Raw genomic sequence first — 13,230 nt, forward strand, 5'->3', positions numbered from 1 at the left:
GCCTCCGAGCAGGTCGCCGCTGACCGCGATCACTTCAGGGCGTCGACGAGTGCCGTCGCCGCGCCGATCACGATGCAGGCCGCCAGGACCCAACCGAGGCGGGCGGCGTGCTCGCCACCTTCACCGCGGCGCTGACCGACAGCCATCATGCCGCCGGCGATCAGGATGCCGAGCGTGCAGACCGAGTACGCGATCCACTTGACCCAGCCGAGCACCTTGTCCAGGCCGGGCTGAACGCCGGGAGGCGCGTCGAGCGGGAGCGTCATGGTGTTGAGCTCCGTGACGAGGTGGTGTACCAACATCATGGTTGTGAATACCTTTCAGTACGGGGCGGGGTAGTCCGCTGGGTTTGACGCGCGAAGAGCGTAGATGGATTCAAGGACTTCGAAGACCTCGTCCGGGGTGTTGTCAGGCGTGGGAGCCTCCCCTCTGCGCCACTCCTCGATCCAGGGGATGTCCCAGACTCTCGGAACACCTCCGCCGACGATGTCGGCGAAGTCGTCGAGCACGCGAGGCAGTCGGCCCGGTGCGTCCGCGATCAGCACCAGGCCGAGCACAGCCACTCCCTGGACGACTCCCGAGGCCCACTCGATCGCGGCTCGTTGCGCGGCACGCAGCCCGGACCCGTGGGTCCGCGCGACCAGGATCACCGGGGTCGGCACCGGCGGCGGCGGGATCGGCCAACGGTGGTTGGCCGCCCGGGTGCCCGGCAGCAGCAGAGACATCGTGGACTCGCCGGCGCCGCCGTGCACACCGACCCACCACAACGTGTCTGCCACCGGGATAGCGAACTTGGGCAGGCGCTGATCCTCCGCGGGCGCCGGCACCCCGTGCTGCGGGGCGGACGGCCCCCGAGGGGTGATGTCCGGCTGGGTGGGGCCCGGCGACGGCTGTTGCGGACCCGGAGACTGCTCTCGTGTCCACGGGTTCTGCGTCATGGCCCCTCCTCTCGCGGTGCGTCACAGGCTGTCGCCCACAGTATTCTCTCGCTTTCCGGGTGTACTTTCGTGACCCATCCACAGGCGAGGATGTTTCTACCCCCTTGTCGGGGTCAGTCGAGCCGCCGGGCTCGTGTGGTTTCTGCCTGCCCGGAATCCCTGGCATGCCTCGTGCGGGGGACATGCTAGAACGAGGACGTCGAAGTCTGATGAGCGAGGGAGATCTGTGGCGGGAATGAGAGGACATCGTGGCTGAGAAGATCCCCTCCTGGCCGAAGGTCACGATTCGGCTGTACGACGACCACAACGCCGAGGTGAAGATCGCCGGCCGGAGCCACCCGGTCAATCATCACGATCCGCGACAGGCCGCGATCCAGCTCGTCAGCGAGCGGGCCGCCCAGCTCGGCCGCGCGGTGAAGGCGACCGCGGTCGAGTCCGACGGCGCCTCCTGGCCGCTCATCATCCACCCGGACGGACAGGTCGAGGCGATCGAGGCCGACTCCGGCCGGGGCCGCAGCGGCGGCCAGAAGCCGATCTGGCCGATCATCGTCGCGATGGTCGTTGGCTGCGTCCTGGTCATCGGCACGATCGTGTTCGTCGCCGTGATCAAGCCCAACCTGCACAAGAAGCCGACCGTCACCGCCTCGCCGCTGCTGCCGTCCCTGCCCGGCCCCCGGGTCATTCCGGACGAGTTCCCTCCAGGGAACGTGCCCCCGGGCTTCACGACCCACGCCGGCTGGACGGTCAACCTGTCCGAGGGCACCTCACCCGCGATCAAGCCCGACGGCACCGAGGTCGCCATCCTGACCGACGACGGCAAGGTCGCGGTTTTCGATGCCAACGGCAAGGTGCTGTGGCAGGACGAAGTACCGAAGGACTCCGAGAGCCCGGTCTACACGACGATCGACGGCAAGCTGGTCCTGGCGGTCGCCACCCAGGACACCTTGATCTACTGGGCCGGCGGCGGCGCGGAGCCGAAGAAGGTCGGGCTCCCCGACGGCGCCAAGGTGCAATTCTTCGGCAAGTCCCCGCTGATCACGCTGAGCGGCACCGGCGGCGCGATGGTCATGTCGGGCGGCGAGCTCAAGGCCGTGCCGAACCAGCCGCGGCTGTCCACGATCCTGCTCGCCGAGGGGGATCGCGCGCTGATGTCGCAGTACCACGGCCCGCTGTTCTGGAGTGCGCCGGACAAGCCGCTGCAGACGATCACGCCGCAGAAGCCGGGCGGCGCGATCTCCGACAAGCCCCAGCAGGTGCTCACCGCCAGCCCGGACTACGCACTGGCGTTGTGGCAGACGAAGGATCCCGAGAAGGTGATCCCCACCGTGCACTCGACCGCGAGCGGCAAGGTCGTCGCGGTCTGCCAGCCGTCGTCGGCAACAGATGTCCAGTCCTGGGACTGGGTGCCCGACCCGAACCGCCGGATGGCCGCCTGGGGTGCATGCCTGATCAACCTGGCCACTCCGAGGACCGTGCTGCTCAATGACTTCCACCCGCTGTCGATCACGGGTTCGTTCATCTACGGCACGATGGGCAGCAAGATGTACGCCGTCACGCCGGGCAAGCCGCAGCACCTGTTGGACCCTGCTCCGGTCCGCCCGTGGGGTATCGCCGGCAACCACGCGATCATCGTCTACAACTCGGTCGTCTATGCGTTGAACCCGGCCGCACGATGACCGCGACCCTGCGTCGGGCGGTGCTGACGCTGGCCGCGGTCGGCGTACTGCTGTTGCCGTCCGCCCAGGCGCTTGCCGACGACAACGAACCGGTTCCGACCGAGTGGCCGACGGTTGCCCTGCCCGACGACAACGACGGCGAGGCTGCGCAACCGGCGCCGGTGGAGTGGCCCGCGGTGACGAAGTCGGACGACACCAGCGACAGCTCGTCGGAACCCGCTCCGGTCGAGTGGCCGACCGTCCAGGAACAGCCCGGCGGCTGAACAAAGAGACCCGCCGACGACGAAGGCCCGCGCTCCCTTCCGGGAACGCGGGCCTTCGTGCGTTGCTGTGGTGTCAGTTAGCGGCAACCTCGAGGCGGACCGTAGCGGCCACCTCCGGGTGCAGCTGAACCGCGACCTGGTGCTTACCGGTGGTCTTGATCGGCGACGCGATCGCGATCGCGCGCTTCTCGACCAACGGGCCGCCGGCGGACTTGATCGCCGTGGCGATGTCGGCCGGGGTGACCGAGCCGAACAGGCGGCCGGTGTCGCCGGCCTTGACGGCCAGGGTCACGTTGAGCTGCTCGAGCTGGTTTTTGACCTCGCTCGCGTGCTCCTTGCCCTGGATCGCCCGGGCGTCACGCGCCCGCTTGATCGTCTGGATCTGCTTCTCGGCACCGCGGGTCCAGCCGATGGCCAGGCCGCGCGGGACGAGGTAGTTACGGCCGTAGCCGTCCTTCACCTCGACGATGTCGCCGGGAGCCCCGAGGCCCTCGACCTCCTGAGACAGGATGAGCTTCATGGTCCGCGCCTCCCTCAGCGAGCGGTGCTCGTGTACGGCAGCAGGGCCACCTCACGAGCATTCTTGATAGCGGTCGCGACATCGCGCTGGTGCTGCACGCAGTTCCCGGTCACCCGGCGGGCGCGGATCTTGCCGCGGTCCGAGATGAACTTGCGCAGCAGCGCGGTGTCCTTGTAATCGACGTACGTCGCCTTGTCCTTGCAGAAGCCGCAGACCTTCTTCTTCGGCTTCCGAATGATCTTGGCCATTGTGGTGCTCTCTTCCTATTTCCAGAGCCCGGCACGAGTGCCGGAATGGTCCCTAACGGGTTTGCGGGCCGATCAGAACGGGGGCTCCTCCATCGAGCCGCCGCCCTGGCTGGCCCAGGGGTCGTTCTGCGGGGCGGACTGACCGCCGCCGCCTTGCGGGGTTGCCCAGGGGTCGTTCTGCTGGCCGCCACCCTGACCGCCGCCGTAGCCGCCGCCCTGGTTGCCACCTCCCTGGTTGCCGCCGCCACCGAACTGCTGGCCGCCACCACCGCCACCACCGAAACCGCCGCCGCCACCGTCGGAACGCGAGGTCTTGGAGATCTTCAGCGTCGCGTAGCGCATGCTCGCGCCGATCTCCTCGACGTCACACTCGAAGACGGTGCGCTTGTTCCCGTCGCGGTCGTCGTAGCTGCGCGCCTTGAGGCGGCCGGTGACGACGACCCGGGAACCGCGGGTCAGGGACTCGGCAACATTCTCGGCAACCTGACGCCACACCGCGCACGAAATGAAGAGGGTTTCCCCGTCTTTCCACTCGTTCGATTGCCGGTCCAGCGTCCGCGGAGTGCACGCGACGGTGAAATTCGCCACCGCGGCGCCCGAGGGCGTGAAGCGCAGTTCCGGATCACCCGTCAGGTTTCCGATCAGGGTGATAGGTGGTTCGCCTGCCATTGCCGTTCCTCCTGCTATCGGGTGTGGCTGTGTCTACAGCTATTGGTACCGGCCGGTGCCGACAGTACCGATGGCTGAGGACGACCCCAGGTTCAGTGCTGGTCCGGCCGGATGACCTTGGTGCGCAGGATCGACTCGTTCAGCGTGAGCTGACGGTCGAGCTCCTTCACCACCGCCGGCTCGGCGGTCAGGTCGACGACGGCATAGATGCCTTCGGACTTCTTCTTCACGTCATAGGCAAGCTTGCGACGACCCCAGATGTCGAGCTTCTCGACCGTGCCACCTTCCTTGCGGACGATGTTCAGGTACTGGTCGATGGACGGCTCTACGGTGCGCTCATCGAGCTCCGGGTCGAGGATCACCATGACTTCGTAACGACGCATGCGCGAACTCCACCTCCTTCGGACTTGGCGGCCACGGTCTCTCCGTGGCAGGAGGGCGATGCGATTGTGCTCCACGCCGACAATTGCCGTCGACGCCAAGCAGCGAGCCCGGTCGAGGACCGGGCCACATCAAGAGAATACCAGCGTCCGAACGGCCTATTGACCATATCCACAGGCCTGTTGTGATGACTCTGTGTCATTGAGCTACGACGATGCGCTCACCGCGACGGAGCACCAGCACGAGCAACGGTACGGCGAGAATCACCGAGATCACCGACAGCACCGGGAAGCCGCCGAGCGTGAACAGCCACGGCGACGTCGCGGTGGCGAGCGCGGAGACGGTCCAGATCGACGACTCCACTCGGCTCTCGAGCTCGGCTGATCCGAGCTGGGCGCTGCCGCCGAGGTAGCAGAGGTTCCACGCGTAGCCCAGCAAGAACAGTGCCGGTGTGAAGACCAGTCCGGTCCGAGTGACCAGTACTGCGGCGGCCAGCAACCCGGCCAGCCCGGCCAGCGTCACTACGCGAGGCCCGAAGCGGTCGATGCACCAGCCGGTGAGTGGAGACAGGGCGAACATCCCCAGGGTGTGGACAGACAGCATGACTCCCAGCAGCCCGAGTCCGTCGTGGTGCAGGTGGGTGTGGACAGGGACTGCTGTCATCACGGACACCATCACCAACTGGCCCACAACCATGACGCCGCCCGCCAGTAGTACTGAGCGCCCGCCGGACACTCGACGGACCTGAGGCGCCTCGGTCGACTTGGTACGCCGGATGTACGTCGACGCGACCAGTGCGGAGAAGACCGCCGCCAAGGCGAGGAGGAACGGACCTGCGATCGCCGGGAGACCGAAGCCGGACGCGAAGGACTGGGACGGTGCCATGAGGAACGGTCCGCCCGCGGCACCGAGTGTGCTGGCCCAGATGACCGTGCTCATCGCCCGGGAACGCTGGGAAGGCGGTGCGGCATCGGCCGCGGCGTACCGGGACAGGAGGCTTGCTGCGTTGCCCACGCCGAGCAGGAACATGCCCACGAAGAGGAGCGCGATCGGTGCGCCCACGGCGGTCAGAACCGTCGACGCTCCTCCGGCAACGCCCACGCCGTACCCGGTCCGGAGGGCTTGGGCGCGTCCGAGGCGAGCTGTCCAGCGGCCGACCGCCATGGCTCCGGCAGCTGTGCCGAGGACACCTGCGGTGTTGGGAAGGCCGGCCAGTGCCGGACCGAGGGCGTCGGTGATCAGGATGGCGCTGACTGCACTGGCAGCGACCATCGCGGCGTTCATCAGGGCGGCGGCGGCAACGACGGGGATCAGCATGCCTACCACGCTAGAAAGGCGGACCGTCGCGCTGAATGCTCGAAGGAAGGCGTCTGCCCTTGTGGAGGAGCGATATCGAAGGTGTTCTGGGGACATGACCTTTCAGGAGCGCGAACTCGACTCGACCGACTGGCAGATCCTGGCCGCCCTGCAGTCGGACGGACGCCTCTCCTTCAACCAGCTCGGCAAGCGGGTCAACCTCTCCCCGCCGGCGGTCGCCGACCGGGTACGACGCCTGGAGGAGGCCGGGGTGATCAAGGGCTACCGCGCTGAGATCGACCCGGCGCGGGCCGGGCAGCCGTTGTCGGCGTTCGTCCAGATGCGCTGCACGACCGGTCGGTGCCTGCTGAAGACCACACGCGCCGAGGACTTCCCCGAAGTACTCGAGATCCACAAGCTCAGCGGCAACTCCTGCTCGATGCTGCGGGTCCGGGTGACGTCGATGCGGCACTTGGAAGGGCTGTTCGAGCGACTCGGCGAGCACGGTGAGATGAACACTCACATCGTCCTGTCCACGGAGTTCGAGGGCCGGCCGGTGCAGCCGCCGAGCGAGGACGAGCGGACGGTGACGCGGTCGGCAGGATGGGGTTCCTGAACTGTCCGTGGGGAGTCCTAGGGTGGGGTCATGACTGTGAAGCTTGGTGCGCACGTAGAGCAGGATGACCCGTTGGCGGAGGCCGCTGATCGGGGTGCTGACCTGGTGCAGTTCTTCCTGGGGAACCCGCAGGACTACAAGGCGCCCAAGCTCGCGTACGCCGATGGCGAGGAGGCGCTGAAGACCCGCGCCGCCGCCGCGGGCGTGGACCTGTACGTGCACGCGCCGTACCGGTTGAACGTCGCGAACACGAGCAACCGGATCCGGATCCCGAGCCGGAAGCTGTTGCAGCAGACGCTGGACAAGGCGGCCGAGATCGACGTCAAGGGCGTGATCGTGCACGGCGGTCACGTCGGCGACGAGGACGACCCGGAGGCCGGGTTCGACAACTGGCGCAAGTGCATCGAGCGGGCCGAGCTGCCGGTGCCGTTGCTGATCGAGAACACGGCCGGCGGCGAGAACGCGATGGCTCGGCAGCTGGAGCGGATCGCGCGGCTCTGGGAGGCGGTGCAGGCCTCGGGCAACGACCGGCTGGAGAACGTCGGATTCTGCCTGGACACGTGCCACTTCCATGCGGCCGGTGAGGAGCTGCCGACGATCGTCGAGAAGGTCAAGGCGATCACCGGGCGGATCGACCTCGTGCACGCCAACGGGTCACGGGACGAGTTCGGCTCCGGCGCGGACCGGCACAGCAACTTCGACGAGGGTCATATCGACCCGGCCGACATCGTCGCGGTCGTGCAGGCGGCCGGCGCACCGGTCGTCGTCGAGACCCCGAACGCGAACAACGGACAGAAGGCCGACCTGGACTACCTGCGGGCACACCTCAAGTAGTCGGCGTCTTCGTCCGGTCCAGGCCGTACATCCAGTAGGTCAGCGCCCACGGGAGGAGCAGCGCGAGCGCGGCGGTATTGCTCGACGGTACGAGAAGGCCGCAGATCACGGCGGCCGCCATGACCAGGGTGCTCAGCTGGAACAGGTCGACCGGGCCGAGCAGGCGAGTCCGCAAGGTGAGCCGGCCGCGGGCGCAGGCGACGTACGCGGCGATCAGCGCGAGCAGGCAGAGGACGGCCACGACCGCACCGAGCCACGCGAGGCCGCTGTAGGTCTTGAAGGTCTGGAGCAGCCCGGACAGCAGGAAGACACCGGTCAACACGGTCAGCCAGGAGCAGTACCACAGGAAGCGGATGATCGTCCGCTGCTGCTTGGCTTCGGCACTCTCTTCCTCGACCTCGGCCTCGGTCCCGGTGTCATCCTCAGACTCGGACCCCGCCTCGGCCTCAGCTGCCGGGGCCGGCTCGGTGTCGGGGCGCTTGGACTCGGGCTCGGGGTCGGGGTGCGCCATGCGTGCGACGGTAGCGCAGAATGAGGCTATGCAGGCCTGGCCAGAGCAGTTCCCCGAGCTGTTCGCACCCGGTTACTGGGAGTGGGGCGACCTCGACGTTCGGTTCACCGTCGACCAACCGCCGGACGAGCTGATCAGCAACGTCCACGTCGTCTGCCGGACCAGCGGCGGAATCGTTGTCTGCGGCAACGACCTCGGCTGGCGCTTCCTGCCCGGCGGCACCCGCGAGCCCGGCGAGACGATCGAGGAGCTCGTCAGCCGCGAGCTGCTCGAGGAGGCCGGTGCCCGGCTGACCGGTCCGCTGACCTGGCTCGGCGCCCACCGTGCCGATCATCGCCGGCCTGCGCCGTACCGTCCGCACCTGCCGCATCCGGTCTCGTACTGGGCGAACTTCGTCGCCGACGTCGTCATCGAGCAGGAGCCGACCAACCCCGAGGACGGCGAGCAGGTCACCGAGGTGCTGGTGCTGTCGCCGGCCGAGGCGGCCGACTACCTCGACGGTCAGCCCGGCGGTGTGATGGGTCCGATCGTCAGGCTGGCTCAGGCACGACAGCTGGTTTAGCGGCCCGCCACGGCAGCAGTACGGCGCTGAGCGTGCAACTGATGCCCGCGACCCACAACGCGCCGCGCATCCCGATGACTGTCGCGAGCACCCCGCCGAGCGCGATGAACGCGGGCTGCACGCACCGCGAGCTGATCGACCAGGCCCCCACCACGCGCGACATATACCCGTCCTCTGTCTGCTCCATCCGGTACGTCGCGAAGGACGGGTTGAACGCCCCCGCGCCGACGAGCAGGCCGATCTCCGCCACGGTGAGCAGCACGAACCCGCCCATCCCGTGCGGCGCCAGCGGGAACAGCAGAAGCCACGGCGCCCGCAGTACGCCGAACACCAGCAGCATCCAGTGCAGCCCGTACCGCCGGGTGAGCCGAGGCGCCATCCGCGCACCGATCACCCCACCGATGCAGGAGATGCCGAGGAACACGCCGTAGCTCCACGTCGCCAGCCCGAGGTCCCGCAGCATGAAGACCGCCAGCAACGGCGAGGTCAGCATCACCGGCCCGCCGAAGAGCTGCGAGTTCCAGAACAGCGCTCGCAGCCCGCGGTGCCGCAGGATGTACCGCCAGCCCGCGGTGATGTCCGCCTTCCCCTCGCGCTTGATCGGCTCTGGCTCGGGCTGCTGGATCCGCCGGATCCCGATCGCGGACCCGAGGAACGACACCGCGTCGACCGCGAGCGTGATGGTCGCGCCGACCAGGCTGACCAGCCCGCCGCCGATCGCGGGGCCGACGCTCAACGAAAGCCAGTTCGTCTGCTCGAAGCGGCTGTTCGCCTCGGCCCGCCCGGCCGCGGGGATCAGGGCCTTCAGATGAGCACCGCTGGCTGCCTGGAACGCGATCGTCCCGGCAGCCTGCAGCACGCCCGCCACGCACAGGTGTGCATACGTCAGTACGCCGAACGCCGCCGCGACGGGCACCGAGACGAGAGCCACGAACCGCACCAGGTCCGCCGCGATCATCACCGGCCGCTTCCGGCGCTGCTCGATGAAATCGCCCATCGGCAAGGCGATCGCGGCGCCGGCCAGCGCCGACAACGCGGCGAGCATCGAGACCTGGAGCGTGCTCGAGTCGAGCACGATGACCGCGACCAACGGTAACGCCCCGAGACCCACCGCCGATCCGAACGCACTGACCGTGAACGCAACCCACAACCGACGGAAGTCCCGACCCAAAGACATCCCGCGATCGTAGAAGGGGCCACCGACAGAATCAGCGGAGGTTCAGGCCGCCGTCGAGCAGGATGACTTCACCCGTCAGATAGCTGTTGTGGATAACTGCGGAGATCAAGTCCGCGACATCTGACGGCTGCGCGGCGCGACGCATCGGGCTCGCGGTTTTCCACAGCTCCTGCGCGTCTGTCCACGACTCGGTGAGCGGTGTGTCGACGAGACCGGGCGCGACTGCATTGACGCGAACCTCAGGTCCGAGCGCCGCCGCCAACAACTTCGTCACATGGTTCAGTGCAGCCTTCGAAGCGGCGTACGCGATCGAGCTGCCCTTCGGACGTACGCCGGCGTGGCTCGTCACGTTGACGATGGATCCGCCGGATTCGCGCAGCGCCGGGAGGGCCGCCGTACACAACAACCAGGGCGCGATCAGGTTCACGTCGAGCAGTCGACGCCAGTCGTCCGCAGTGAGTCCGTCGAGTGAGGCGTGTGGGACGGGCCAGCTGATGCCGGCGTTGTTCACGAGTACGTCGAGACGCCCGTGTTCGCTCACCACGTCCGGCACCAACGCCTGCGCCGCCGCGTCGTCGGACAGATCGGCCTGGTGGTACGACCCGCCCAGCTCGGCGGCCAGCGCCTTCCCGGCCTCGTAACTGGATCGCGAGTGCACCGCGACGGTCATCCCGTCCGCAGCCAAGCGCCGCACCGTCGCTGCTCCGATGCCGGACGCAGACCCGGTGACCAGCGCGACCTTGCGCGTCACGCGCCGTACCGCATGCCGTCGATGAGCAGATTGAGCAGGCGGTCGGCCTGCTCGCGCCGGTCGGACGCGGCCAGCCCGACGCCACTGAGGCTGATCAGTACGTCGTCAGCCGTGATGTCGGACCGCAGATCGCCCGCGGCCGCACCGGCTTCGAGGATCGGCGTGATCGCGCCGACGAGCAGGTCGCGGCTCTGCGCGTACGGGTCCGCGCCGGAGGCGATCACCGCCCGCAGCGCGTCGGCCATCCCCATCTTGCGGGACATGTAGTCGATGAAGCGATCCATCCACGCCCGCAGCGCTTCAGCGGGCGGGAGCTTCGCGAGCAGCTCCGCCGCGGCATCGCAGACCGCCGCGAGCTCACTGCGGTACGCCGCCTCGATCAACGCCTCCCGCGTCGGGAAGTGCCGGTACAGGGTGCCGATGCCGACGCCGGCGTCCTTCGCGATGCCCTCGAGCGTCGCCTCCAGCCCGCATTTGGAGAACGAACGCGCCGCGGCGTCGAGGATCTGGCCGCGATTGCGCTGTGCGTCCGCGCGCAGCGGACGCTCCCCGGTAGCACTCATGTCCCCTCCCCTCGGGCGTCAAACCTAGCGGACCTTGATAACCGGAGGCACCTCCGGTTAACTGGAATTACCGGAGGCCCCTCCGGTTAAGCCTAGCTCGCAGAACAGGACTGTCACTGATGAGCAGATTCACCACTCCGTTCGGGTACGAGTCGACCGCGGCCGACGTGATCTACGGCGTCGACCTGAGCGGCCGCCGCGCGGTCGTCACCGGCGGCGCGTCCGGGATCGGCGTCGAGACCGCCCGCGCGCTCGCCGGGGCGGGCGCCGAGGTGACGCTCGCCGTTCGCAACACCGCGGCCGGCGAACGCGTCGCCGCGGACATCATCGAGAGCACCGGCAACAACCACGTGTTCGTCGCTCCGATCGAGCTCGCCGACCCGGTGTCGGTGCGCGCCTTCGCCGACAGCTGGACCGGCCCGCTGCACATCCTGGTCAACAACGCCGGCGTGATGGCCGAGCCGTTGAACCGCACGCCACAAGGCTGGGAGCACCAGTTCGCGACCAACCACCTCGGTCACTTCGGCCTCTCCCTCGGCCTGCATGACGCACTTGCCGCGGCGGGTGACGCCCGCGTCGTCTCGGTCAGCTCGAGCGCGCATCTGCAGTCGGATGTGCACCTGGATGACTTCCACTTCGAGCACCGCGCGTACGAGCCGTGGGCGGCGTACGGGCAGTCGAAGACCGCCAACATCCTGTTCGCGGTCGAGGCCGCCAAGCGCTGGGCCGCCGACGGGATCGTCACCAACGCGCTGATGCCCGGCGGGATCCGGACCGCTCTCCAGCGGCACGTCCCGGAGGAGATCCAGGCGGGCTGGGACCAGTACCGCTGGAAGACAGTGGAGCAGGGTGCGGCGACGTCAGTACTACTGGCCGCATCCCCGGTCGTGCTCGGCGTGACCGGCAGGTACTTCGAGGACAACCAGGAGGCACTGCCCAACGTCGCGGGCGAGCGGAACGGCGTCGCGCCGTACGCGCTGGATCCGGAGTCGGCCACTCGCTTGTGGGACCTGTCCGAGAAGCTGCTCGCACAGGTTTGATCAGAAACCGGCTCAGCTACGGTTCCCGTGGTTGGGCCGGTACTCTGACCCCCCGTGAGTGACTTCAGCATTCGGACCATCTCGGCCGACGAGCATGCCGCCTACATCGCGGCACAGCCGGCGGCAAGCTTCCTGCAGACCCCTGGCTGGGCGGCGGTGAAGAGTGAGTGGAAGGCGGAGTCACTCGGCTGGTACGACGCGGCGAACCCGGCCGAGCTCGTCGGCGTGGGCCTCGTGCTCTACCGGCAGATGCCGAAGGTGAAGCGGTACCTCGCCTACCTGCCGGAAGGCCCGGTGATCGACTGGGACGCGATCGACCTCGGCGCCTACCTGCGTCCGCTGGCCGCGCACCTGCTCGAGCGCGGCGCGTTCGGCATCCGGATGGGTCCGCCGATCGCGACCCGGCGCTGGACCGCGAAGACGATCAAGGACGCCATCGCCGGCGGCCAGCAGCCGAAGCTCGGCGACGTCCGCCCGGACGTGATCGAGCCGTCCGGCGCTATCGTCACCGACCAACTGCGCAAGCTGGGCTGGAAGGCGCCGCGGGTCGCGGAGGGTTTCGCGGCCGGGCAACCGCAGTACGTCTTCCAGGTGCCGCTGGCCGGTCGGAGCGAGGACGACCTGCTCAAGGGCATGAACCAGCTGTGGCGGCGCAACATCAAGAAGGCCGACAAGCTCGGCGTCGAGGTGACGCAGGGCGGGCCCGAGGACATCAAGGCGTTCCACGGGCTGTACGTCGAGACCGCACACCGCGACCACTTCACGCCGCGGCCGCTGCCGTACTTCGAGAAGATGTACGCCGCGATGGCGAACCAGCCGTCGGGCTGCTGTGACTTCCGGATCTACAACGCCCATCACGAGGGCGACCTGGTCGCGTCGACGATCTGGGTCCGGGTCGGCGGTCATTCCTGGTACTCCTACGGTGCCAGCTCGACCGCCAAGCGAGACGTGCGTGGATCGAACGCGGTCCAGTGGCGCATGATGACGGACGCGCTCGCGGCGGGCGCGTCCGTGTACGACCTACGGGGCATCACCGACACCTTGGACCCGAACGACCCGCACGTCGGGTTGATCCAGTTCAAGACCGGGACCGGCGGCGAGGCCGTCGAGTACGTCGGTGAGTGGGATCTGCCGTTGAACAAGGCGCTCTACACCGCATTCGACCTCTACATGAGACGGCGTTGA

General features: G+C 68.2%; 18 protein-coding genes. 7 read left to right on the forward strand and 11 right to left on the reverse strand.

The genetic code is table 11. The features are described 5' to 3' along the window. Positions 1–29: 29 nt before the first annotated feature. Together ACQPYH_RS44050 and ACQPYH_RS44055 are read right to left on the reverse strand one after the other, a co-directional pair. Positions 30–305: a conjugal transfer protein TrbC gene (locus ACQPYH_RS44050; protein ID WP_130443139.1), complete on the reverse strand. Its 276-nt coding sequence runs from the start codon at positions 303–305 to the stop codon at positions 30–32. A 15-nt stretch (positions 306–320) separates the two neighbouring features. Continuing rightward, on the reverse strand, positions 321–938 hold the full coding sequence (locus ACQPYH_RS44055; RefSeq protein ID WP_130443141.1) for a DUF6668 family protein: 618 nt from the start codon (positions 936–938) through the stop codon (positions 321–323). A gap of 248 nt (positions 939–1,186) precedes the next feature. Between ACQPYH_RS44055 and ACQPYH_RS44060 the strand changes: the two genes are divergently transcribed. Further along, complete coding sequence (locus tag ACQPYH_RS44060; RefSeq protein ID WP_432884523.1) at positions 1,187–2,614, forward strand: hypothetical protein; 1,428 nt, start codon at positions 1,187–1,189, stop codon at positions 2,612–2,614. Beyond that, the gene (locus tag ACQPYH_RS44065; RefSeq protein WP_432884525.1) at positions 2,611–2,877 is read left to right on the forward strand and encodes a hypothetical protein; all 267 of its coding nucleotides are present in this window, start codon (positions 2,611–2,613) and stop codon (positions 2,875–2,877) included. Before ACQPYH_RS44060 ends, ACQPYH_RS44065 begins: the two co-directional genes overlap by 4 nt. 73 nt (positions 2,878–2,950) lie before the next feature. Here ACQPYH_RS44065 and rplI read toward each other — a convergent pair whose 3' ends face one another. The 5 genes from rplI to ACQPYH_RS44090 all read right to left on the reverse strand — a co-directional run bounded on the left by rplI (position 2,951) and on the right by ACQPYH_RS44090 (position 6,012). Then, the gene (rplI, locus tag ACQPYH_RS44070) at positions 2,951–3,397 is read right to left on the reverse strand and encodes a 50S ribosomal protein L9 (RefSeq protein WP_137255987.1); all 447 of its coding nucleotides are present in this window, start codon (positions 3,395–3,397) and stop codon (positions 2,951–2,953) included. 14 nt (positions 3,398–3,411) lie between these two features. Then, positions 3,412–3,645, reverse strand: coding sequence for a 30S ribosomal protein S18 (gene rpsR, locus ACQPYH_RS44075; RefSeq protein WP_012924539.1), 234 nt, complete (start codon positions 3,643–3,645; stop codon positions 3,412–3,414). Between the two features lie 72 nt (positions 3,646–3,717). After that, on the reverse strand, positions 3,718–4,314 hold the full coding sequence (locus ACQPYH_RS44080) for a single-stranded DNA-binding protein (RefSeq protein ID WP_432884532.1): 597 nt from the start codon (positions 4,312–4,314) through the stop codon (positions 3,718–3,720). Positions 4,315–4,406: 92 nt separating this feature from the next. Beyond that, the gene (rpsF, locus tag ACQPYH_RS44085) at positions 4,407–4,697 is read right to left on the reverse strand and encodes a 30S ribosomal protein S6 (RefSeq protein WP_130386399.1); all 291 of its coding nucleotides are present in this window, start codon (positions 4,695–4,697) and stop codon (positions 4,407–4,409) included. A gap of 196 nt (positions 4,698–4,893) precedes the next feature. After that, positions 4,894–6,012, reverse strand: coding sequence for an MFS transporter (locus ACQPYH_RS44090; protein WP_432884535.1), 1,119 nt, complete (start codon positions 6,010–6,012; stop codon positions 4,894–4,896). Positions 6,013–6,106: 94 nt separating this feature from the next. On the opposite strand from ACQPYH_RS44090, the gene ACQPYH_RS44095 reads away from it, so the two are divergent. Then, on the forward strand, positions 6,107–6,607 hold the full coding sequence (locus tag ACQPYH_RS44095; protein WP_432884537.1) for an Lrp/AsnC family transcriptional regulator: 501 nt from the start codon (positions 6,107–6,109) through the stop codon (positions 6,605–6,607). Positions 6,608–6,637: 30 nt separating this feature from the next. Further along, positions 6,638–7,441, forward strand: a complete 804-nt coding sequence (locus ACQPYH_RS44100) for a deoxyribonuclease IV (RefSeq protein WP_432884540.1) — start codon at positions 6,638–6,640, stop codon at positions 7,439–7,441. Here ACQPYH_RS44100 and ACQPYH_RS44105 read toward each other — a convergent pair. Further along, positions 7,434–7,952, reverse strand: coding sequence for a hypothetical protein (locus tag ACQPYH_RS44105; RefSeq protein ID WP_432884543.1), 519 nt, complete (start codon positions 7,950–7,952; stop codon positions 7,434–7,436). The genes ACQPYH_RS44100 and ACQPYH_RS44105 overlap by 8 nt on opposite strands. 28 nt (positions 7,953–7,980) lie before the next feature. Here ACQPYH_RS44105 and ACQPYH_RS44110 point away from each other — a divergent pair, with 28 nt between their 5' ends. Continuing rightward, a complete protein-coding gene (locus tag ACQPYH_RS44110; protein ID WP_432884545.1) occupies positions 7,981–8,514 on the forward strand; it encodes an NUDIX domain-containing protein in 534 nt (177 codons plus the stop codon). Here the strand turns inward: ACQPYH_RS44110 and ACQPYH_RS44115 are convergent. From ACQPYH_RS44115 to ACQPYH_RS44125, 3 genes are read right to left on the reverse strand one after another with little or no spacing between them, the layout of a single operon-like run. Beyond that, a complete protein-coding gene (locus ACQPYH_RS44115) occupies positions 8,483–9,691 on the reverse strand; it encodes an MFS transporter (RefSeq protein ID WP_432884548.1) in 1,209 nt (402 codons plus the stop codon). The two genes, ACQPYH_RS44110 and ACQPYH_RS44115, sit on opposite strands and share 32 nt — an antisense overlap. Positions 9,692–9,722: 31 nt before the next feature. Further along, complete coding sequence (locus ACQPYH_RS44120) at positions 9,723–10,442, reverse strand: SDR family NAD(P)-dependent oxidoreductase (RefSeq protein WP_432884551.1); 720 nt, start codon at positions 10,440–10,442, stop codon at positions 9,723–9,725. Further along, entirely contained in the window at positions 10,439–11,005 is a 567-nt protein-coding gene (locus ACQPYH_RS44125; protein ID WP_432884554.1) for a TetR/AcrR family transcriptional regulator, read from the reverse strand. Before ACQPYH_RS44125 ends, ACQPYH_RS44120 begins: the two co-directional genes overlap by 4 nt. 119 nt (positions 11,006–11,124) lie before the next feature. Here ACQPYH_RS44125 and ACQPYH_RS44130 point away from each other — a divergent pair, with 119 nt between their 5' ends. Both ACQPYH_RS44130 and ACQPYH_RS44135 read left to right on the forward strand, forming a co-directional pair. Further along, positions 11,125–12,045 (forward strand): SDR family NAD(P)-dependent oxidoreductase, encoded by a 921-nt coding sequence (locus tag ACQPYH_RS44130; protein ID WP_432884557.1) that lies wholly within the window; start codon positions 11,125–11,127, stop codon positions 12,043–12,045. Positions 12,046–12,099: 54 nt separating this feature from the next. Then, positions 12,100–13,230: a lipid II:glycine glycyltransferase FemX gene (locus tag ACQPYH_RS44135; RefSeq protein ID WP_432884559.1), complete on the forward strand. Its 1,131-nt coding sequence runs from the start codon at positions 12,100–12,102 to the stop codon at positions 13,228–13,230.

It is taken from the genome of Kribbella sp. CA-245084 (genome assembly GCF_050942355.1).
Lineage (GTDB): Bacteria > Actinomycetota > Actinomycetes > Propionibacteriales > Kribbellaceae > Kribbella.